At 40.1% G+C, this 21885-nt stretch carries 19 protein-coding genes; 11 read left to right on the top strand and 8 right to left on the bottom strand.

Annotated elements, in window-relative coordinates; genetic code table 11:
- Positions 1-185: 185 nt before the first annotated feature.
- Positions 186-1946 (top strand): ABC transporter ATP-binding protein, encoded by a 1761-nt coding sequence (locus AMD01_RS07115; RefSeq protein ID WP_053400707.1) that lies wholly within the window; start codon positions 186-188, stop codon positions 1944-1946.
- The gene (locus AMD01_RS07120) at positions 1943-3952 is read left to right on the top strand and encodes an ABC transporter ATP-binding protein (RefSeq protein WP_053400708.1); all 2010 of its coding nucleotides are present in this window, start codon (positions 1943-1945) and stop codon (positions 3950-3952) included. The genes AMD01_RS07115 and AMD01_RS07120 overlap by 4 nt, the downstream gene beginning before the upstream one ends.
- A 33-nt stretch (positions 3953-3985) precedes the next feature.
- Here the strand turns inward: AMD01_RS07120 and AMD01_RS07125 are convergent, their stop codons facing one another.
- Entirely contained in the window at positions 3986-4606 is a 621-nt protein-coding gene (locus tag AMD01_RS07125; RefSeq protein ID WP_053400709.1) for an NAD(P)-dependent oxidoreductase, read from the bottom strand.
- A gap of 243 nt (positions 4607-4849) precedes the next feature.
- Here AMD01_RS07125 and AMD01_RS07130 point away from each other — a divergent pair, with 243 nt between their 5' ends.
- From AMD01_RS07130 to AMD01_RS07145, 4 genes are all read left to right on the top strand, one after another.
- On the top strand, positions 4850-6094 hold the full coding sequence (locus tag AMD01_RS07130; protein WP_053400710.1) for a hemolysin family protein: 1245 nt from the start codon (positions 4850-4852) through the stop codon (positions 6092-6094).
- A gap of 227 nt (positions 6095-6321) precedes the next feature.
- Positions 6322-7119, top strand: a complete 798-nt coding sequence (locus tag AMD01_RS07135; RefSeq protein ID WP_053400711.1) for an amino acid ABC transporter substrate-binding protein — start codon at positions 6322-6324, stop codon at positions 7117-7119.
- On the top strand, positions 7103-7807 hold the full coding sequence (locus AMD01_RS07140; RefSeq protein ID WP_053400712.1) for an amino acid ABC transporter permease: 705 nt from the start codon (positions 7103-7105) through the stop codon (positions 7805-7807). Before AMD01_RS07135 ends, AMD01_RS07140 begins: the two co-directional genes overlap by 17 nt.
- 20 nt (positions 7808-7827) lie before the next feature.
- On the top strand, positions 7828-8565 hold the full coding sequence (locus AMD01_RS07145; RefSeq protein WP_053400713.1) for an amino acid ABC transporter ATP-binding protein: 738 nt from the start codon (positions 7828-7830) through the stop codon (positions 8563-8565).
- Between the two features lie 128 nt (positions 8566-8693).
- On the opposite strand, the gene AMD01_RS07150 is transcribed toward AMD01_RS07145, so the two are convergent.
- A complete protein-coding gene (locus AMD01_RS07150) occupies positions 8694-8888 on the bottom strand; it encodes an alpha/beta-type small acid-soluble spore protein (RefSeq protein WP_053400714.1) in 195 nt (64 codons plus the stop codon).
- Positions 8889-9182: 294 nt separating this feature from the next.
- Between AMD01_RS07150 and AMD01_RS07155 the strand changes: the two genes are divergently transcribed.
- The gene (locus tag AMD01_RS07155; RefSeq protein WP_053400715.1) at positions 9183-9413 is read left to right on the top strand and encodes a hypothetical protein; all 231 of its coding nucleotides are present in this window, start codon (positions 9183-9185) and stop codon (positions 9411-9413) included.
- Positions 9414-9501: 88 nt separating this feature from the next.
- Here the strand turns inward: AMD01_RS07155 and AMD01_RS07160 are convergent, their stop codons facing one another.
- The 6 genes from AMD01_RS07160 to AMD01_RS07185 form a co-directional block, all read right to left on the bottom strand.
- On the bottom strand, positions 9502-10611 hold the full coding sequence (locus tag AMD01_RS07160; protein ID WP_053400716.1) for an ABC transporter ATP-binding protein: 1110 nt from the start codon (positions 10609-10611) through the stop codon (positions 9502-9504).
- A 128-nt stretch (positions 10612-10739) separates the two neighbouring features.
- On the bottom strand, positions 10740-11636 hold the full coding sequence (locus AMD01_RS07165; RefSeq protein ID WP_053400717.1) for a PucR family transcriptional regulator: 897 nt from the start codon (positions 11634-11636) through the stop codon (positions 10740-10742).
- A gap of 82 nt (positions 11637-11718) precedes the next feature.
- Positions 11719-12906 (bottom strand): YheC/YheD family endospore coat-associated protein, encoded by a 1188-nt coding sequence (locus AMD01_RS07170; protein WP_053400718.1) that lies wholly within the window; start codon positions 12904-12906, stop codon positions 11719-11721.
- The gene (locus tag AMD01_RS07175; protein ID WP_053400719.1) at positions 12903-14252 is read right to left on the bottom strand and encodes a YheC/YheD family endospore coat-associated protein; all 1350 of its coding nucleotides are present in this window, start codon (positions 14250-14252) and stop codon (positions 12903-12905) included. The genes AMD01_RS07170 and AMD01_RS07175 overlap by 4 nt, the downstream gene beginning before the upstream one ends.
- 6 nt (positions 14253-14258) lie before the next feature.
- On the bottom strand, positions 14259-15341 hold the full coding sequence (locus AMD01_RS07180) for a YheC/YheD family endospore coat-associated protein (RefSeq protein WP_053400720.1): 1083 nt from the start codon (positions 15339-15341) through the stop codon (positions 14259-14261).
- Positions 15342-15370: 29 nt separating this feature from the next.
- Entirely contained in the window at positions 15371-16723 is a 1353-nt protein-coding gene (locus AMD01_RS07185; RefSeq protein WP_053400721.1) for a YheC/YheD family endospore coat-associated protein, read from the bottom strand.
- Positions 16724-16921: 198 nt separating this feature from the next.
- Between AMD01_RS07185 and AMD01_RS07190 the strand changes: the two genes are divergently transcribed.
- From AMD01_RS07190 to AMD01_RS07205, 4 genes are all read left to right on the top strand, one after another.
- Positions 16922-17275 carry a YlbF/YmcA family competence regulator gene (locus AMD01_RS07190; protein WP_053400722.1) on the top strand — a complete coding sequence of 118 codons (354 nt, stop codon included), beginning with the start codon at positions 16922-16924 and terminating at the stop codon, positions 17273-17275.
- A 157-nt stretch (positions 17276-17432) separates the two neighbouring features.
- Positions 17433-18308 (top strand): Cof-type HAD-IIB family hydrolase, encoded by an 876-nt coding sequence (locus AMD01_RS07195; RefSeq protein ID WP_053400723.1) that lies wholly within the window; start codon positions 17433-17435, stop codon positions 18306-18308.
- A 172-nt stretch (positions 18309-18480) separates the two neighbouring features.
- Positions 18481-19998, top strand: a complete 1518-nt coding sequence (locus tag AMD01_RS07200; protein WP_053400724.1) for a coproporphyrinogen III oxidase — start codon at positions 18481-18483, stop codon at positions 19996-19998.
- A gap of 263 nt (positions 19999-20261) precedes the next feature.
- The gene (locus tag AMD01_RS07205) at positions 20262-21881 is read left to right on the top strand and encodes a long-chain fatty acid--CoA ligase (protein ID WP_211263387.1); all 1620 of its coding nucleotides are present in this window, start codon (positions 20262-20264) and stop codon (positions 21879-21881) included.
- The last annotated feature ends 4 nt before the right edge of the window (positions 21882-21885 follow it).

Raw genomic sequence — 21885 nt, forward strand, 5'->3', positions numbered from 1 at the left:
TAGCAATATGCCTTTTTTCTTTTGGGTGCATTTTGTGCCAATTTTAGCGGTGCAAATTGACATAAAAAATTGAGAGCATAGGAGGAAGTAGCAATGATGAGAAATGGCGTGAAAATGTTAAAGGAAATTGTGGAGACAGGTGATGGCTAGTACGTAATACGCACACAAGAGAGGAGAAGGATACAATGTTTTCAGTTTTAAAGAAATTAGGCTGGTTTTTTAGGCAACATTGGAAAAGGTATGTCCTTGCGATTATTTTACTCATTATCGCAGGAGTGGTAGACGTCATTCCACCAAAGTTCATCGGAATGGCTATTGACGAAATTCAAGCAGGATCATTAAGTGATGGAACGCTCTGGCGTTACATGAGTATATTAGGGGCCCTCGCAGCGGTGAGTTATATTATCACCTACGTGTGGATGTATCAGCTATTCGGTGGTTCGTTTCTTGTTGAACGACTACTGCGAAAAAGGTTTATGAAGCACTTACTAAAAATGACGCCTACCTTTTACGAAAAAAATCGTACAGGTGATTTAATGGCGCGAGCAACGAACGATTTAAAGGCGATTTCAACGACCGCAGGATTCGGGATCATGACAATGGTCGATTCAAGTGCCTTTATGTTAACTATTTTATTTACAATGGGATTTTTAATTAGCTGGAAGCTAACTCTTGCAGCGCTTCTTCCGCTTCCAATTATGGCTTTAATGATGAATATATTCGGAAAACGAATTCATGAACGCTTTACAATTGCCCAAGACGCTTTTGGTGTAATGAATGACAAAGTGTTAGAGTCAGTGTCTGGTGTAAGGGTTATTCGTGCTTATGTGCAAGAAGAAGCAGACGAACGCCGATTTGATCAACTAACAGAGGATATTTATAAAAAGAATATGGAAGTGGCCAAAATTGATGCGTTGTTTGAGCCCACCATTAAAATTCTCGTTGGGATGAGTTATTTGATTGGATTAGGCTACGGGGCATATCTTGTTTTTCATAGTGAAATTACTCTGGGTGAACTTGTATCGTTTAACGTATATCTTGGGATGATGATTTGGCCAATGTTTGCAATAGGAGAATTAATTAACGTCATGCAACGTGGTAATGCATCTCTAGATCGCGTAAACGAAACGCTCTCTTACAAGGCAGATGTGGAAAATGCAACGTCGTTAGCAGCTGTTTCAGAGCCTGGAGTTCTTCAATTCAATGACGTCACGTTTCAGTACCCATCTTCTTCGATTCCAAATTTAAAGCAGCTAACATTTACGTTAAATAAAGGTCAAACCATCGGAATCGTAGGTAAAACGGGAAGTGGGAAAACAACAATTATTAAACAGTTATTGAGACAATATCCGCTTGGTGAGGGTGAAATTTCGATTTCAAATGTGGATATGAGAAAGATTGCGATTGAAGATATTCAAGGATGGATCGGCTACGTTCCGCAAGATCATATTCTTTTCTCAAAAACGGTCAGAGAAAATATTGCCTTTGCAAATAAAGAAGCAAGCGCTGAAGAAATTAACAAAGCGATTGATTTAGCAGCATTTCGCCAAGATATTGAGCATTTACAAGATGGGTTAAATACGCTTGTTGGAGAAAAAGGAGTAGCGCTTTCCGGTGGGCAAAAACAGCGTATATCTATTGCAAGAGCTCTTTTAGAAAATCCAGAAATTTTAATTTTAGATGATGCTCTATCAGCCGTGGATGCTAAAACGGAATCAGCCATTATTGAAAATATTCGTGCTGAACGTGAAGGCAAAACGACTTTCATTGTGACGCACCGACTTTCAGCGGTCGAACATGCAGACGTTATTTTAGTTATGGATGAAGGGGAAGTCATTGAACGTGGAAATCACCAAGAACTCGTGAAAAATGGTGGCTGGTACGCGGAGCAATATGATCGCCAACAATTAAGAGGAATTGAACCAGAAAGCGGGGTGATCGCATGAGCGTAGGAAAACGACTCGTTCAATATGCGTTATCATCTAAAAAAATTATTATCATTGCCTTGTTCATGTTAACCATTGCGGTAGCAACGGAGCTTGCAGGACCATTTATCGCAAAGAAAATGATTGATTCACACATATTAGGCATTGAGAAAACGTGGTACGAAACAACAGAGGATGAAGGCTCTGTGTTTTACAAAGGGAAATGGTATGAACGTTCAGATCGTGCTAGTGAAAAAGGTACGCCGAAGCAAGTATTGCTTGTTGGAAGAAGCTATTACTTTTTACAGTCCCCTATCACTTTTGACGGAGAACGTTCTTATAAGGGGGAGCAAGTCGTCATAAAAAAAGGTGATCAAACGGCTTCTTATGATGCGACAAAGCTTACAACGTCTGAGCTTTTTACCTTTTACAAGCCAGAAGTGAAACCTCTCATTGTATTAATGGGCATATACTTTTTGATGCTTGCTATTTCATCTGTTTTTCAATACGGACAGCATTACTATCTGCAAATGTCATCAAACAGCATCATACGAAAGATGAGAAAGGACGTTTTTCATCATATTCAGAAGCTGCCTATTTCATATTTTGATCATCTTCCAGCAGGGAAGGTTGTAGCACGAATTACAAATGATACAGAAGCGATTCGAGAATTATACGTGACGTTTTTAGCGACGTTTTTCTCTAGCACCATCTATATCATTGGCATTTTTATTGCCCTTGCGATATTGGATGTAAAGCTCGCGATGATTTGTATGGTTATTGTACCAATATTAGGGCTATGGATGTACATTTACCGAAAATACGCGTCCAAGTATAATCACGTCATTCGTGCTCGTGTCAGTGACATTAACGGTATGGTTAACGAATCGATTCAAGGTATGACGATTATTCAAGCATTTCGTCGCCAGAAAGAAACAATGGGTGAATTTGCTCAGTTAAACAACGAGCATTTTACGTATCAAAATAAATTATTAAACCTTAATTCCTTAACGTCGCACAACTTAGTAAACGTGCTGCGTAACTTAGCTTTTGTGCTGTTGATTTGGTATTTTGGTGGGGCTTCTCTAAGAGCAGAGAGCATTTTATCTATGGGGGTTCTGTATGCCTTTGTTGATTATTTAAACCGCCTATTCCAACCAATTACGGGAATGGTGAATCAGCTAGCGCTACTTGAGCAAGCACGTGTAGCGGCAGAACGCGTATTTGAGCTACTCGATGAAAAAGAAGAAGAATTCGTGAAGCCAACTCTTCCGCGCTATGAAGGAAATGTAGAGTTTCAAGACGTTTCTTTTGCTTATAAAGAAGAGGAATATGTGTTGAAGAATATTTCATTTCAAGCAAATCAGGGAGAAACGGTGGCGCTTGTTGGACATACGGGTTCAGGTAAAAGCTCGATTATTAACTTGTTGTTCCGCTATTACGATATTCAGAAGGGCCGTATTGTAATTGATGGAAAAGATGTGGCAAACATGTCAAAACAGGATTTACGAAAACATATGGCTATTGTGTTGCAGGATCCATTCCTGTTCACTGGCACCATCGCAAGCAATGTTAGCTTAGAAGACGAACACATTTCACGTGAGCAAGTAGAAAAAGCACTGAGAGACGTTGGAGCTGAAGAGTTATTGAAGCATTTGCCAAAGGGCTTTGATGAACCAGTGATCGAAAAAGGAAGTACCCTCTCATCTGGACAGCGACAATTGATTTCGTTTGCAAGAGCCTTAGCTTTTAATCCGTCAATTCTCGTATTAGATGAAGCAACCGCAAATATTGATACGGAAACAGAGGCTGTAATTCAAAAAGCATTAGAGATTGTTAAGAAAGGGCGAACGACGTTTGTCATTGCTCATAGATTATCAACGATTCAAAATGCCGATCAAATTCTCGTGTTAGATAAAGGGCAAATTGTTGAGCGAGGCAATCATGAAGAATTAATGGCGCAGGGCGGGAAATATCATCACATGTATCAATTACAAAAAGGTCATTCTGATCGTTCAGCTAGCTAAGGAAAAGCACCTCATTTATAATGGGGTGCTTTTTCAATAGGAAAGACCTACCCGTGATCCAATAAATGAAGAATCATGGAGCTGCTTATAAGCAAAGTCAGCCGTATCTCCTACGGTAATTTTCACTCCACCTTCAGGCAGAACGTCTTTTTCAAAACGATATGTCTCTGTGCGTTCCCCATCAGGTAAATAGGTAGGGCACACAATCGTCCAATGGAGATCAGACTCTTGAAGCATTAAATAAGCTTTTAAATGATCTTCAGCGGCTCTTGTGGAACGTCGCTTTGATTCTGAAGACTGAAATCGGTAAAGATGCGGTTCAGTACGCGACTGTAAAATCCCCGCAGTTCCGATTGTGATCAGTCGTTTTACATCATGCTGCTTCATGGACTCAATAATTAAAGGCATTGTTTCAGACAGTACGTTTTCTCCGTCTGTATTGAGTGCACTAATGACGACGTCTGCGTTTTTAATTGTCTTTATTAAATCCAATTTATTAAGGGCATTCCCCTCTTTTAACGTTAAATGAGGATGATTTCCCTTCGTTACTTTTGATGAATCTCGAACAAGTGATTTTACACGATGATCCGGTAATGCTAGTGATAAAATTTCGGAGCCAACTCGACCAGTGGCACCTAACAATGCAATATTCATTTCTTTTCACCTCACGTTATTAAGTATAAAAGGTTGGAATAAGGAAGTAAAAAATAAGGGGCTGCATGAAACAATTCTTTACGGAATATGTTGGTATAAGATGGATATTCCTTTTTGATGGACTATTTTCCTTTAGGCTTAGAGAGTGATGGTACCTGACAAAATGATTTAACAAATCACTGATTTTTGATATGATAAATAAAAACTGAATATTCAAACAAAAAATAGGAGAGTGAACGATACTTGGGAGATCTGCCGCTGAGTCAAATGATGGTTGTGCTGTTTATGGTTGGAGTAGCTTTTGGGGTTTCTTTTGTAGAAGCTGCCATGAAGAAAACGTCTAAAGCCCGATTAAAAAACTTTCTTGATGATCAACCTTTTCAAAAGAAACAGTCCGTCTATATCTTACAGCACTTTGACCGTGTACATGCTAGTACGGTCATTAGCAAAAATGTTCTCACGATTATTGTTATTTCTCTATCTGCCTCTATATTTATCCATTTTTTCGGTGAGTCGATCGGGGTACTTGTAAGCGTACTATGCATGATGGCGTTCGTTCTTTTTTTTCTAGAGGCACTACCTGCTATTGCGGTAGGGAAGCGAGCAGAAAAAACAGTCGTTACTCTGTCGTCTATTATCATTAGCACAAATATTGTTTTTTTCCCCGTTACATATTGTTTTTCAATTCTTCATCGCTTCTTTTCGAAGGGAGTCGTTTTGCCTTCTGTGACAGAGCAGGAGATTAAGGTTCTGGTTGATATCAGTGAAGAAGAAGGAATTATTGATAATCGTGAAAAAGAACTCGTACATCGTTCCTTGGAATTCGATGAAATCTTAGTCGGAGAAATTTTAACTCCTCGAACCGATGTCATTGCGGTAGAAATCAGTCAGCCTCTAGAAGAAATTCGTGATCTCTTTTTAGAACAGCGTTATTCTCGAATTCCTGTATATCAAGATCATATTGATAACATTGTTGGCATTCTATCGGAGCGAGAATTTTTAAGTGAGCTCGTGAAGGGGAATAACGTAGAGCTTTCTTCATTGGTTCGCCAGCCTATTTATGTAGTTGAGTCTATGAAAATTTCCGTGTTATTACCTGAACTGCAACAAAATAAGGTTCATCTTGCCGTCGTAGTGGATGAGTTTGGTGGCACATCAGGTATTGTGACTTTAGAAGATATATTAGAGGAGATTGTCGGTGAAATTTGGGATGAGCACGACGAAACAGTGAAGAACGTTCATCGAATTGACGAGCATAATTATCAGTTTAATGCCGAGTTATCGTTAGATGAGTTTGTAAAAATGTTAAACATTACGCAACCAGAGAGCTCTTATCATACGCTTGGTGGGTGGGTGTTTGAACAGTTTGAGCGAATACCACTAAAAGGAGAACGATTTCAATATGAAGACATGGTGCTGACTGTTGATCATGTAGAAAATAGAAGAATTCGAAAAGTGTTAGTGGAAATCATGAATCCGAATTTCTGAGAGGACAAAAGTTCTGGCTTTAAAAAACGGACCGTAAAAAAGCCGTTCGAAATCATTTCGAACGGCTTTTTTATGTATGAAATTACATCCTAAAAAATAAACATGAGATCTTTTTTAAAAGGGCATACTAAAGGAAATCTTTCTTGTTGACTTTTTGTCGTTTCTCAATTATATTTCACAAGGTCGAGGTTTTAATATTCCTATCAGATTAATGGGGGTTTTCAACAATGAAAAAGTTACTATCAATGCTGGTTGTAATCAGTAGTTTAGTGCTTGTATTAGCAGCTTGTGGTACAAGTGATAAATCTGATAATGCCGGTGCAGATCTATACAAAGAAGTGAAAAAGTCAGGAGAATTAAAAATTGGTACAGAAGGTACATATCCTCCTTTCACTTTTAATAAAGGCGGGAAATTAACAGGATTTGACGTTGATATTGCCCGTGAAGTAGCAAAACGCTTAGGTGTAAAACCTGTGTTTGTTCAAACGCAGTGGGACAGCCTATTTGCAGGATTAAACGCCAAACGTTTTGATGTAATTGCCAACGAAGTTGGCATTCGAAAGGATCGCCAAAAGAAATATGATTTCTCAGATCCGTACATTTCTTCAGCTGCTGTACTTGTAACGGCGAAAAACAACAAGGACATCAAAGATTTTAAAGACTTAAAAGGCAAAAAAGCGGCGCAGTCTCTAACAAGTAACTACCGTAAAATTGCCGAAGACAACGGTGCAGACATTGTCGGTATTGAAGGATTAACGCAATCAATGGACTTAATTACACAAGGACGTGTAGATGCAACGGTAAACGATAAGCTAGCGATTTTAGATTATTTAAACCGTAAGCCTAATTCAGCAGTTAAAATTGTGAAAGAAGAGAAAGATTCTGCTGAAAGCGCGTTTTTATTCCGTAAAGATAGCGACAAGCTTGTTAAAGAAGTAAACAAAGCATTAGCAGATATGAAAAAAGACGGCACATACGAAAAGATTTCGAAGAAATGGTTTGGCGAAGATGTTTCTCCTAAATAATATCTTCCAAGACCCAGAACAATTAAGCAATTCTTGGGCAATTGCAAAAGACTCCCTCGGGCCAATGCTCGAGGGTGCTATTAAAAATACGATCCCGTTAGCGATTCTTTCGTTTATTTTTGGGATCATTTTAGCCGTCTTAACAGCTTTAGCCAGAATGTCGTCTAGTAAAATATTGCGAGGAATCGCACGTGTGTATGTGTCAATTATTCGAGGAACGCCGTTACTCGTACAGTTGTCACTTATTTTTTTCGCTTTGCCAGACTTAGGTATAAAACTTGATCCATTTCCAGCTGCTGTCATTGGGTTTTCGTTAAACGTTGGGGGATATGCGTCAGAAATTATTCGTGGATCGATTCAGTCGATTCCAAAAGGTCAGTGGGAAGCTGCATATTCAATTGGGATGTCATACTCACAAACATTGAGACGCGTCATTTTCCCGCAGGCAGCTCGAGTCTCTATTCCGCCCCTATCTAATACGTTTATTAGTTTAGTGAAGGATACGTCTCTTGCATCGTTTATCCTAGTAATGGAAATGTTCCGAAAAGCACAAGAGATTGCATCGGTTACGTATGAATTCTTGCTTTTATATGGAGAAGCAGCGGTATTATATTGGATTCTGTGCTTTATTCTATCGATCATTCAAGGTTCACTTGAGAATAGATTTGGCCGTTACTTAGCGAAATAAATGGACAAGGAGTTTTCACAATGATTTCGATTCAAGGACTGCATAAGTCATTTGGTGAGTTAGAAGTGTTAAAGGGAATGAATTTGGAGATTCCCAAAGGAAAAGTGGTCGTTCTCATTGGTCCTTCGGGTTCAGGGAAAACGACCTTTCTTCGCTGCTTAAACGTGCTTGAAACGCCGACAAAAGGTCGAGTGAAAATTAGTGAAAAAACACTGAATTTCGATCAAAAGACGAACAAGCGTGAAGTCGCCTCTTTTAGAAGATTAACAGGTATGGTGTTTCAAAACTATAACCTATTTCCGCATAAAACGGCTCTTGAGAATGTAATTGAAGGACCTGTTATTGTAAAAGGAGAGTCTGCTTCAAAGGCAAAAGAAAAAGGGAGAATTCTTCTAGAGAAAGTAGGGCTAGGAGATAAAGTTGATTTTTATCCGTCACAGCTTTCAGGTGGTCAACAACAGCGTGTGGGAATTGCGCGTGCACTGGCTATGGAGCCGGAAGTTATGCTTTTTGATGAGCCGACGTCAGCGCTAGATCCTGAGTTAGTTGGTGACGTGTTGAAGGTTATGAAAGACTTAGCCGAAGAAGGCATGACGATGGTGGTCGTAACACACGAAATGCGTTTTGCAAAAGATGTTGCGGATGAAGTAATATTTATGGACCAAGGGGTAATTGTGGAACGAGGCGCACCAAGTGAATTCTTCGCAAATCCAAAGCAAGAGCGCACGCGTCGCTTTTTAAATGTTTTGGAGCAATAATACGCACTAAACCGTAGTATTCAAAAAGGAATGCTACGGTTTTTTGTATGATTTTTATCAAAGGTAAGCACTCTAAGCAGAGTGCTTAGAGTGCTGAATCCATAGCATATAAAGTTATGAAATAATGCTTATTTGTAGCTTCCGCCAAGGTGTTGTTGAGCTGATTGAACTAGGCGTTTTGTGATTTCTCCACCAACTGAACCGTTAGCGCGAGCTGTTGTGTCAGCACCTAATTGTACGCCGAATTCGCGTGCAATTTCATACTTCATTTGATCAAGAGCTGCTTCTGCACCTGGTACTACTAATTTGTTTGTGTTTGCCATACTAAGTCATCTCCTTGTTAAATTAAGTATTTTTTTGGTTGGGCTAGTTGGATTTGCACCAACGATGTAGAAGGTTCTACTGCCAAGCTTGGCTTAACCCAGTAATGTTAAGAAGTAACCTTGGTGGTGTATTAGTAGTATGAGAAAGTTTGAAAAAAGTATTCGTTGATCACCATTAGTAATTATTGGTAATTTTATTCCAGAGGTTTAAGATAGCACACAGCGGTTTTATCGATAAAAACTTTCCCTTCATCGCATATTAAAAATAAGTGAAAAAGAGGATGGGGTGATTCGATGAACATGTGTCCACTATGCAACGGATTTTCTACGGTCTATTACGTGTGCTCAACTTGTGGAAGCGAAGAAAAAGATCTGGGGAGAGTAGCGGACTACTTAGACGACTATAGCGCTTATGTGGAATTTGACGTTTCCGATCAGATGATGAATCAAAAGGGACATTACTGTTCACATATGTTTTATTGTGAGACATGTGGAAATGAAGAGGTGCAGTCCATTCAGGCATAGAAAAAAGCTAAGAGAGTGCTCTCTTAGCTTTTGTTCATTGTCAGTATATCTCATTATATATGGTAAAAAGTTTGTAGGCTTTTACGTATTATTCTTTTTCAGAACGAATGCGGCTTTCTGTTTGTGCATCAAAGAAATGTGCTTTGTTTAAATCTAGTGCTAGGTCTAATTTTTGACCTGGTTTTACTTCAGAACGAGCGTCAACACGTGCTACGAAATCTTGGCCGTTAATTTGTGCATATACCATTGTTTCTGCACCCATTAGCTCAGCAACGTCAACCGTTACCGTTACTTTTGTTCCAGCAGAAGATTCAATAAATAAAGGCTCATCGTGGAAATCTTCTGGACGAATACCAAGAATGATTTCTTTTCCTACATATCCTTGGTCACGGAGAACTTTCATTTTTCCTTCTGGAACGCCAACAGATACGTCACCAAGTTGAAGCGTACCGTCTTTTAATGTTCCAGTGAAGAAGTTCATCGCTGGTGAACCGATAAATCCACCTACGAATACGTTCTCAGGCTTTTCGTACACTTCTTTTGGTGCACCAACTTGCTGAATAACGCCATCTTTCATAACAACTAGACGAGTTGCCATTGTCATTGCTTCTGTTTGGTCATGGGTAACGTAAATGGTTGTTGTTTGTAAGCGTTGGTGAAGTTTGGCAATTTCAGAGCGCATTTGAACACGAAGTTTCGCATCTAAGTTTGATAACGGTTCATCCATTAAGAATACTTTTGCATCACGTACGATCGCGCGTCCTAAAGCCACACGCTGACGCTGACCACCTGAAAGTGCCTTTGGTTTACGCTCAAGGTAAGGCTCTAATCCTAAAATGCGCGCTGCATCTTTTACACGACGCTCAATTTCATCTTTCGGAAACTTACGTAGTTTTAAACCAAAAGCCATGTTATCGTATACCGTCATATGAGGATATAGCGCATAGTTTTGGAATACCATGGCGATGTCGCGATCTTTCGGTGCAACATCATTCACACGTTTTCCATCGATAAAGAAATCTCCTTTTGAAATTTCTTCAAGTCCTGCAATCATGCGAAGGGTAGTTGATTTTCCACACCCTGATGGACCAACAAACACGATGAATTCTTTATCTTGAATATGTAGATTAAAATCGTCTACAGCGGTTACTTTGTTATCATAAATTTTATAAATATTATCTAGTTTCAACTCTGCCATTCTGACCATCCCCCTAAAGTTTGAAAACGTTTTCGTTGATGCGTTAATCATATCGTTTTTTGAAAATACAGTAAATGTGAAACATGCCTAAAAAAGTGGGGGATGGTTTGTGCACAATGACGAATGCTTTATAGTCGCTGAATGGACATGATGGCTAAGTACGCAGTAATCGCTTCTGAGAAGCGTTTAATATCCAATCCTGTTCGTAAAATAAAGCGATCGATGCGGTACTGCAAGCTGTTGCGATGCATGTATAGCGTCTTCGCAGTGAGAGAAACATTCATGTTGCATTCTAGAAACGTTTTAATAGTGTGGATCATCTCTTCATCTTCTGCAATAAAGTCAATCACACGAGACAGCTGCTCTTTTAACAGAGGAGAAGCTTCTTGCAATAAGAGAAAAGGAAGAAGCTTGTTCATACTAAATACTCGCTGTGTGCTAAACCATTCCTTTGACTGCATGAACCACTTTTTTTCCTGTTGAAAGAACTGTCCTGCTAAAAAAGGGAGCTTATAGGCCTGTCCCTCAAAAAACTGCATAGAGGAACCAAAGTCACTCGTCAGCACGTCAATGACATCACTAATGCTGTGTACAGGATCATCAGGTTCTTTTATTTTTTCAATTAAGACGCCCGTCACCCTGCTTTCCCAGAGGATGATAACATCTGTGTGATAAAGGCCAGAAAGAGCTTGCTCAAATTCTAGCTGATCTTGAATCGGACTTTTAAATGAAAAGTGAATAAATCGTATACCGGAGAAACTAGTGTTTTCATTCAGCAACTGGTTGGGCTTGTCAAACAACAGTACTTTCCACTGCTGTTGTTCTTTCGAAAGGTGCTGATCGGCAATTTGAAATTCAGGTAAAAAAATACTGAGCAGCGCTTCTTGTTCTCCTGATAATGAAGAAGCTTCAATGCCGATATAGTAACTCGTACCGTTTGTGAACCATTTATAAATGTGAGTATCAAATGGATGAGTAGCTGTGATGAGCTTGTCTCCGAATAACTCTTGTAACTGTGTAATCATCACATACTCCTTTCTGACAATTTCATTTTCATTATTTTATCACATATCACAAACATCCCTACGCAATTAAGTCGTAGGGATGTTAAGGTGAAAATCCAGTCAGTTCGCAAAAAAGCTTATATAAATTTCGTGAGCCAGATTCCTGAATATCTTCTTCGTCAAAAATCATCGGCTTTGCGTTTGCTTCCAGTACATAGTAGTGATGATGAAGGGAAGGCACAATGTCTAAAGAGAACTCACCAATCAGGTTGTAGCCCTTTGAGAGCGCTTCTCCTGAAGCTTGTGCGATCTGCTGAAGTCTATTAAAATCGACGTGTTTTTGAACTTGATCGATCGGCAGAATTTGCCCCCCGTTTACTACGTGGGTCGTTAACGGCTGTGCGAGAGACTGACGAATTCCAATGCCACTGACAATATATTGATCGCGTGATTTGTGAGCGAGCAAACGAATGTCAAAACGATTTCCGTTATGGGTCTGACTTTTAATTCCCTCTTGTAAGATGAGGTGACCTTCATAGCCTGTTAATGTATTCTTTGCTAGTTCTAATAGAGTAGGAAATAATTTCGTTCTCTGGTGATCTTGATAGATGATCATGCCATTTTCCTGAAGAGTTAGTGAAGCCATGCCTCGCCCTTTACTGCTGTGGATAGGTTTAATATACACGTAATGATAATCTTCTAGCATCGATTGTAAATCATCAAAGCCTTGAAATAAAGTCGTATAGGGCACGTGGGTTTTGAGAAACGGGTGATTCGAAAACAATTGATGAACATCCCATTTTGAAAAGAAGCGTTCATTTATAATAGGAATCTGATGCTTTTTTAGCTGTGTAAGCTGCTGTTGGAAAAGCAACGTTTGTTCCTTTTTTCGATTTGGATAGCGATTATATATGATGTCCGGGAACGGTAAAATCGCTGATTCCCATTGTGATATTCCTCTGTTATAAATAAGGCCCTCAATAAAGGAAGTTGTTACGTTGTTTAAAGAGAAAAGCACAAGCAAGCCACCGTGCTTTTGAACGATCTGATGCAAAGATAGAATATTTTGATGAGGTTGGTCGTTCATACGATTTAGCACAGATGGACTCGTTAAGACACCAATAAGAGGACCTATTTTATTGTATGCGGTATTCTTTACTCGAAAGCCGCAAGTAGAGAAGGTGTTAGCTGAATACGAAATCTCTTTGTTTTCTTTCCCCCATACAAAAGACGCCTGATCCGTTTGATGAAACCATCGACCTGATATGCCGTCGAAGTAGATCATTTTCATGTATAGAGAACCTCGGGCTCCTGAATGCTTTTTTCAGCAAGGTGCTTTGCGTAGGCTAGAAACAACTGCTGAGTGCGTACGTCTTCATGATGAAGCTTCGGGTGTGAGAAGATGGATCTTCCGGGCTTAGAGTTTGCTTCAAACAGCCAAACGTTTCCACGATCATCAATTCCAAAGTCAAAGCCAATTTCACCGATCAGTTCTTCCATGCGATTTTCTAACACCGAGCTTATTAAAAGAGAAGCGGTTTGAAGCTTTGCCATTATTTCTTTGACTTTTGATGCAGATGCAAAAAGTTCATCAAGCGTTTGAACAATGCCCCCGTTCTTCAAATGAGTCGTCACGCTTCCTCGACCTGAAAGCTTGGCAGCTACTGCCGTCATTTCCCACATTCCACACTCATTTTTATTTGTGTGGACGCGGAAATCAACTTTTCGTTCGTGGCGACGAATAAGTGAAATTCCTTGTTGAATTAGATAATCTTTTAGATTCAAATCACTTAAAATGTGGGAGGCAAGCGTATCGAATTGATAGAACGTCCGCTGCATGTTTTCTGTCCCAAGTCGATATTGACAATCATAGCGATTTTCCTGTGAGTCATAGCTGATTTGAATAATTCCTTTGCCGAGGCTCCCGTTTACGGGTTTCAAAAACACGGTCTGATGACGATGGATCATGTCTCTAATTTCATCAAAGGAAGGTGCATATCGTGTTTCAGGCAAATAAGTCTGAACGCTTTGTTCTTGTTGAAGAAGCTGATAAATACTCCATTTATTAAAAAATCCAGGATTGAACCATGGAATTAAGTATTCCTTTTGCAGTCGTTCTTTTACTAGCTTGAACGTTTCGTATTGTTCAACGCGTCTATTTGGAAGGCGATCATAGACGACGTGTGGAAACGGAATCAGCTGCTGGATCCAACCCTTATCGGTATAAAAATAGCCGTTAATCGTCCCATTTTCCCAGTTAATATGATGAGTGCCAAATAAAAAGGCGCTGCCTCCTGTCGATTTAACATGTGACAAAAGCTTCGCAAAAAACAGCGAACGACCACCAATAGGTCGTAACAAGGATCCTGTGAACCCTGCTGAAAAAATGCCAACAAGCGGACCAATGTGAAGCGTTTCTTCATGAAAGAAGAGATGAACTTTTTCCATTTGCGGAAGCAATAATTTCGTTGCTAGCGAAGAGGACACGCTTATTTCGTCCTTTTTGCTGTTAGAAAAGGAGCAGCAAAGACAGTTTCCTCCAAAAGAGAGATGAGAAAATAGGGTGTTTATTCCGCGTGGAAGATAAACCATATCTTGTTCGTGTTCAAAGATTGAGAGACGAAATAAAGTCGTCATAGAGAACTACTCCTTATTTGCAGTCGTTTTTGAATTGGCGAGATGCTTGCAATATAAAATAGGTGCCTCGTATAAGAGATCTTCTGATTCGGGTTGGGTATGAAGAACGGTCTTGCGTCCTGGCTTTGAATTAATGTCAAGTAGCCATACACCGCCGTCGTGTGAAGTGCAAATATCGACGCCAAGTTCAAAGAGGGACGGAACCTTTTTTTCCAAGCTCGTAGGTAAGAGTCGACAAATACTTTCTAATTCTTCTTCAATAAACAGTCGTTTTCGAGGAGGGAGCTTCGCTGACCATTCCGAGAAGGTGACAATTTCACCACCAGCACTAACATTCGTGACAAGGGAACGATCTCCGCCCATTCGAATGCCTTTACCGACTTGCCCCCATTCTCCGTTTTCATTTTTCTGAAGCAATACCCGAATATCAAACGGACGTCCTTTTTGATTATGAATGTGGAAATAGGGCTGAACGAGATAAGGCTGATGGAGAACAACTCTTGTTAACCAAGTTCGAAGATGTTCAGGGCGATCAAATTGTTTTTTCACCGCTTCATAACCTTTGTGGTAGTGGGCGAATAATCCGCTTCGCTCGATGGTTAAGGCAATAATACCGTTTCCTTGTGATCCGTTACAGGGCTTGATTAAAATACGCCGCTTTTTCATCAGTAGCTCCATCACGTCTTTTGCTGAATTCACGAGCGTTGTTTCAGGCAAGTAAGGGGAGATATCACTATCCTCCTGAAGAGACTGGTGAACCGTCCATTTATCAGGAAGTCCATAGCCTAAAAACGTTAAGTCATGACGTTTTTTTAACCAATCTACGATAGGACGTGCTCGTTTTGATAAGGAATCGTTTTTATAAAAGCAGCGATCATAAATGAAAGATGGGAGGGGAAATTCGCAGGAAATCCACTCATCGGTATCAACATCATATTTTTCACCGTTTACTAGTTCTGTTTGTGGATGAATACAAAACGGAGTGAAACGGTAATAGGTGACGTCATGCTTAGAGGCAAATCTTCCAATGTTTGTTGCATAGGTATTTTCTTGATTTTTGTGGATGGTTAAAAAACCTAAAGTAATCATGAGTGAACCGCTCCTTTAGTAGTGAGGCGTTAACGATTGGATGCTTGAAAGAGGTAAAGGCAATATTCAAGCAGTGCTTTTGTAGAAGGTCTCACTTTATTTGCTTCTTGATACAGTTGTTTTGAAGGCTTCGTATTTACTTCAATAATCCATGGATGACCTTCTTGATCAAGTGCTAGATCAATGCCGAACTCGCCGAAAATCTTGGACTGATTGGTACTGAGCTCCTGACAAATATCGAGTGCTAACTCTCTCATTAAGAGAAGTAAGTGAAGCGCTGTTTTTTCGTCATAGAGGTCTTTTAATAGCTGTAAGGCGTTTAGCTGAGCCCCTCCCTGAGCTAGGTTTGAGACAAAGGTGTGTTCTGAAGAGATTCTAGCAACGCTTGACGTTACTTTCCACAGTCCTTGTTTATTTCGATGACAAAGAAGGCGGAAATCAAACGGTCTTCCATGTTGATCTGTTTTTAACTCGATGGCTTCTTGGACAATGAAGCCTTGTTTTTTTAGATGATGATAGAGTGAGTGAAATAGATCATAGAAGGATGCATACTCTTTGTTCAGCGCTTGTTGAAAGGTCGTATAATCTAATACGTATGCATGATCATTTTGAGCAACTTTGAAGATATTTCGCCCCTGGCTTCCATGTATCGGTTTAATAAAAACGGTAGGATGATTTGCTAGAACATCAATGAGCGTATCTTTTGAGGATAATTGATAGGTTTTAGGCAAATGAGGATGTAAGTGAACGACGGAAGAGAGCCCTTCGTATACTTCCCATTTGTTTAAGTAGTGACCGTTAAAATAAGGGATTTGCTGTTCTTCAAGCACATGAACAAATTGCTTGAATTCCTCGCTGCGTTCGCGCTTTCTCGAATGAATACGATTGTGCACAATATGAGGGCGGGGAACGAGCGTTAACTCCCAGTTACCTTCTTCTGTGCATACATATCCTTGCCATTCTTCAGATCCCTGCTTAGAACTGTCGGTTGTACAAACGTAAAAAAAGATTCCTTCACGTTGACAGTAGTGAAAAAATTCTTCACAAAAAGCATGAATCGAACCAAAATAAGGGCGCTCTTCTTGGGTATATACTTCGGTTAAGATCGTGATAACAGGCGCAACAATAAGTTCGCCGTCATAAATCGAGAACAATAGGTGTTGCTTTTGCACCGGTAAATGCAATTGTTTCAGGAGCGTAGATGAGCACCTCATTTGTAGGGTCTTTGCTTCAAAAGCTTCAATGGTAAGCGACGCTGCTTCAGCTCCACAGCGTATAAGCGTTTTTTCCACGTTACCGAGGTGCTCCAGAAGCTTTTTGCTGACAAAAGCTTTGGAGGTATGTGCATCAATAGGGTCTACTAATACTTTCAACATCGTCATGATAAAGTCCCCGCTTTTTTAATCTAGGCAGATGCTGATATATCGTATGTTGTATTGGGCGTAGATGTGAATCGATCCGATCGTAAGCGTGATCTTCTTTTCTTTTAGTGTTATTAGTGTGCGTTCACTCGAATAGTTTGTTATAGTGGTACCTATGGAGACAGAAGAAGTCTTACTATGGAGAAGGAGGTCATTGTCATGGCTGTAAATGTATATGACGTAGCATACGATCTAGAGAAAGCGGTACGTTCAAGCGAAGAGTATAACAATCTAAAGCAAGCATACCAAGAGGTAGAAGCAGATAGTTCTGCGAAGGAACTGTTTGATAAGTTCCGCAATATTCAACTTGAATTACAACAAAAACAAATGTCCGGTCAAGAGATCTCTCAACAAGAGGTAGAACAGGCACAGCAAACTGTTGCATTCGTTCAGCAAAATCCAAAAATTGCAAAATTAATGGAATCTGAACAACGCATGAGTACGCTTATTGCTGAAGTAAACAAAGTTGTGATGAAGCCGTTAGAAGATATCTACGGAACAGTTCAACAGTAAGAGTTCTTTTGTATAAAAGACGAGCGTTTAGGATAGGATCATGGCTGTCAATGGTCCTATCCTTTTTCTGTTGTAATAGTTCTAAAAATCTCTTTTTTCTCATAAGCGTTTAGTAAGCACGTTAAGTATAGACAGCTTGCGAGAGGAGATTATGAAGATGACTTATCGCTTATTAGCTCTCAATATTGATGGGACTATTCTAAATAGCCAAGGGCGTTTAACAAAAGAAACGAAAGAGGCCATTTCTTATGTAAAAGAAAAAGGGGTGGACGTAACACTCGTTACCAATAGACATTTTCTATCTGCTAAGAAATTTGCTAAGGCATTGAAGTTACCTTCCTCTTCCTTATTAGTGACGCACAGCGGAGCCTTTATTGGTTCCTCTGTTGATAAGCCGTTTGTGAATAAACGAATCAGTGAAGACACCACTTATGCGATTATACAAATGCTTGAGCACTTTGATTGTCATATCCGGATTATGCACGAGCGCTTTTCCATCGGAAACCGTGTGAAGCTTCCAAATCAATTAACATCTAAAAATGTTCTACGTTCCGGTGAACCGCTGTTTTATCCGCTCCAATTCGTTGATTCGCTAGAAAACACGCTGTATAATGAGCCGGTATCTACTCCGAAGATTGAAGTGTTTTTTGCCAATCGACGTGAAATGGAGCGCGCAGAGGCGACCGTTGCTTCAGCAGTAAAATCAGTTGATTGGTTCTCGTATCCTCATGAACATAGATGCTACATCACAACAAAAGGTGCTTGCAAAGCAACAGGCCTGCGTGCAGTAGCACAGCAGCTTGGAATTCCAATGGAGGACGTTGTTGTCATTGGAAACTGCCACGATGATGTAGAGATGGTAGAACAGGCAGGTATGGGTGTTGCAATGGGGCATGCACCGAACGAGTTAAAAAGGGTGGCAAAATGGATTACACGCTCGAACAATGAGAACGGAGTCGCGTATATGGTGAAAGAGCTATTCCGAAAGCAGCACCGCATTGGCTACTTATATGACCTAAAAACGATTAAATAAAGAATGAGGCTACAGGCGATGAATGCTTGTAGCTTTTTTTGTTATCCACCAAATTGATTAGTCAAAGGTTGAATTTGATATACTGAAAACAAAGCAACTAATATTGACCCATCTGAAGTTGTTCAGTACACTGAAATAAGTTTATTAAATGTTGTTTCGAAAGGTGAGTTAAATGAAAGTTTATATAGAAGGAATACAAGATGAGCGCTTTCAGCGTCCGTTACAGCTCATTACGGATTTATTTTACGAGGAATCATCTGTTTCACTAACGGAGGCAGTCGAAGCAGAGTTAAAAGCAATTGTGCAAGTAGATGTGTCTACGACCGTTACAGCTGCTATTACGTTGACTGAATTGGCAACTGGAACGGAATATCGTGCTTCGTTTGAGAAAGAGCTCGGTACATACGAGACAGAAAAAGAGCGCTTTAAACAGATCAAAAACACGGTGCTTCACGTCTATCTTCTCGTTCTTCAGGATTTAACGGGGATTGAACAAAAATGGGGTATTTTAACAGGTATCCGTCCGACGAAGCTTCTCCACACGAAATTGCAAAACGGGGAAACGAAAGAAGAAGCTCATCATCAATTGAAGGAAGATTATTTGCTTTCTGATGAGAAAATTAATCTGTTACAGCAAATTGTTGATCTTCAATTAAAGGTCGTACCAGACTTATATGATTTGTCAAAAGAAGTGAGTATTTACATTGGGATTCCATTTTGCCCGACAAAATGCGCTTATTGCACGTTCCCAGCCTATGCGATCAATGGTCGTCAAGGATCTGTTAATTCATTCTTAGGCGGTCTTCATTATGAAATGAAAGAAATGGGACGATGGATGAAGGAGAAGGGTATTAAGATTACTACGATTTATTATGGTGGGGGAACACCAACAAGCATTACGGCAGAAGAGATGGACATGCTGTATGAGGAAATGTACGAATCATTCCCTGATGTGAAAAACGTACGTGAGATCACAGTTGAAGCAGGGCGACCGGATACGATTACGCCTGAAAAGCTGAGCGTGCTGAATAAATGGAATATTGACCGTATAAGCATTAATCCACAGTCCTATATCCAAGAGACGCTAAAAGCAATCGGTCGTCATCATACGGTAGAAGAAACGATTGATAAATTCCATTTAGCAAGAGAAATGGGCATGAACAATATTAATATGGATTTAATTATCGGTCTTCCTGGTGAGGGCGTAGAGGAATTTCAGCATACTCTAAATGAAACGAAAAAGCTGATGCCAGAATCACTTACGGTTCATACGTTATCATTTAAGCGTGCTTCTGAAATGACGAGAAACAGACAGAAGTACAAAGTAGCCGATCGTAACGAGATTTCGGATATGATGCAAATGGCGACAGACTTTACGGAAAAAGAAGGCTATGCGCCTTACTATCTGTATCGTCAAAAAAATATTTTAGGAAACCTTGAAAACGTCGGCTATGCGCTTCCTGATCAAGAGAGCATCTACAACATTATGATTATGGAAGAGAAACAAACCATTATCGGTCTTGGCTGCGGCGCGTCAAGTAAATTTGTTCATCCAACGACAGGTAAAATTACACGCTTTGCCAACCCGAAGGACCCAAAATCATACAATGATAACTTTGAGCATTATACGAATGAAAAAATTAACATCCTAAACGATCTGTTTAGTGAAGAAGCAACAGTTGAGAAATGAGGAAAAAGGTGATCGTTTTTAGCGATCACCTTTTTTGTGCGGGAAAGTTGAATGGGCATTCATTTTTTTGATTTGAGGTAGAGGATTTAATAAAGATTTGCGGAATATATACCATGTATGTAGTTTTCTACCGAAGTTTGTCTAACGAAAAATGGAATAATTAAACATTCCTGAGCTTGACAAAGCAAAAGATCGTTCATTAGACCTTTGATGAAAACTCAATTTTTGTAAGCGTTTCCTATAAAGGCGTGGGGTGATGAATGATGATGAATGTACAGCTAACAATTCCAACCATGATGGAAAGAGCAGAAAAGTTTTTCCCGAAAAAGCAAGTCATTTCGAGATATTCAAATGGGATCAAACGTTTTACGTACAAAGAAATTGGCAAACGAACAAGGCAATTAGCGAATGTGTTAGAGAACTTGGGTGTCAAAAAAGGAGAGGCGGTAGGAACGCTTGCCTGGAATCATCACCGTCATTTAGAAGCATATTTCGCTATTCCAGGTATTTCGGCATTGCTTCATACGATTAATATACGCCTAGATCCACAGCAAATCGCGTATATCATCAATCATGCAAAAGATAAAGTGCTACTAGTAGATGACTGCTTTTTACCGATTCTGGATGCGATTAAATACCATATTCCAACGGTAGAAGCCATTATTGTCATGACAGATGAGGAATCTGTTCCAGCTACGACGTTAACAAATGTGTACGAATATGAAGCGTTACTGAAAACAGGAAGCGAGACGTATCTGTTTAGCACAGATATTAACGAGAACGATCCAGCAGGACTTTGCTATACGTCAGCGACAACGGGTAATCCAAAAGGCGTTGTCTATACGCATAGAAGCATCTACTTGCACAGTATGGCACTCGGTCTAGCCGATACTTGTGCGGTGTCCGAGCAAGATATCGCGATGCCAATCGTACCGATGTTTCATGTGAACGCATGGGGATTCCCTTTTGCATGTACATGGTTTGGTACAAACGTTGTAATGCCAGGACCATTTTTTACGCCTAAAATTTTAGCGGAGCTTATTGAAAGTGAAAAAGTAACCATTGCAGCAGGTGTTCCAACGATTTGGATGGGTGTCTTAAAAGAAATGGAAGAGAGAGAATATGACTTTAGCAACGTTCGCTCGTTTATTAGCGGAGGATCGGCAGCACCTCGTGGCATTATTGAGAAGTATGAAAAGAAATTCGGCGTACCGTTTGTTCAAGCCTATGGGATGACGGAAACAAGTCCGCTCGTTATGGCATCTGTACTTAAGAGCAATCAGCAGGCGCTTCCGGACGATGAACGCTATGAGTATAAAGCCAAGCAAGGAATGATTATTCCTGGTGTTGACATGAAGGTTATAGGTGTAGAGGGAGAAGTGAAATGGGACGGGAAAGAAATGGGCGAGTTATTGCTCCGAGGTCCTTGGATTGCATCGGAATATTTAAATGATGAGCGTACGACCGATGCTTTTCATGATGGTTGGCTTCACACGGGTGACGTGGTCACCGTTGATGAAGAAGGCTTCGTGAAAATTGTCGATCGAACGAAGGACTTGATCAAAAGCGGTGGGGAGTGGATTTCCTCTGTTGATTTAGAGAATGCTCTTATGGCTCACGAGGGAATTTTTGAGGCGTCTGTTATAGCCGTTCCTCATGAAAAATGGCAGGAGCGTCCTGTAGCCTGCGTCGTTTTAAAGGATGCCTATAAGGATCAAGTAACTAAGGAAGAAGTGCTGGCCTTTTTAGCGCCGCAATTTGCAAAATGGTGGCTTCCAGACGATGTGCTGTTCATGGAAGAGATCCCAAAAACATCTGTCGGAAAGTTTTTAAAGCGAAAGCTTCGTGAACAAGTTCTTGAGCAGTATCAATCAAATTTGTAGGAGG

Source organism: Priestia koreensis (assembly GCF_001274935.1).
In the GTDB taxonomy this organism is placed as follows: Bacteria; Bacillota; Bacilli; order Bacillales; family Bacillaceae_H; genus Bacillus_AG; species Bacillus_AG koreensis.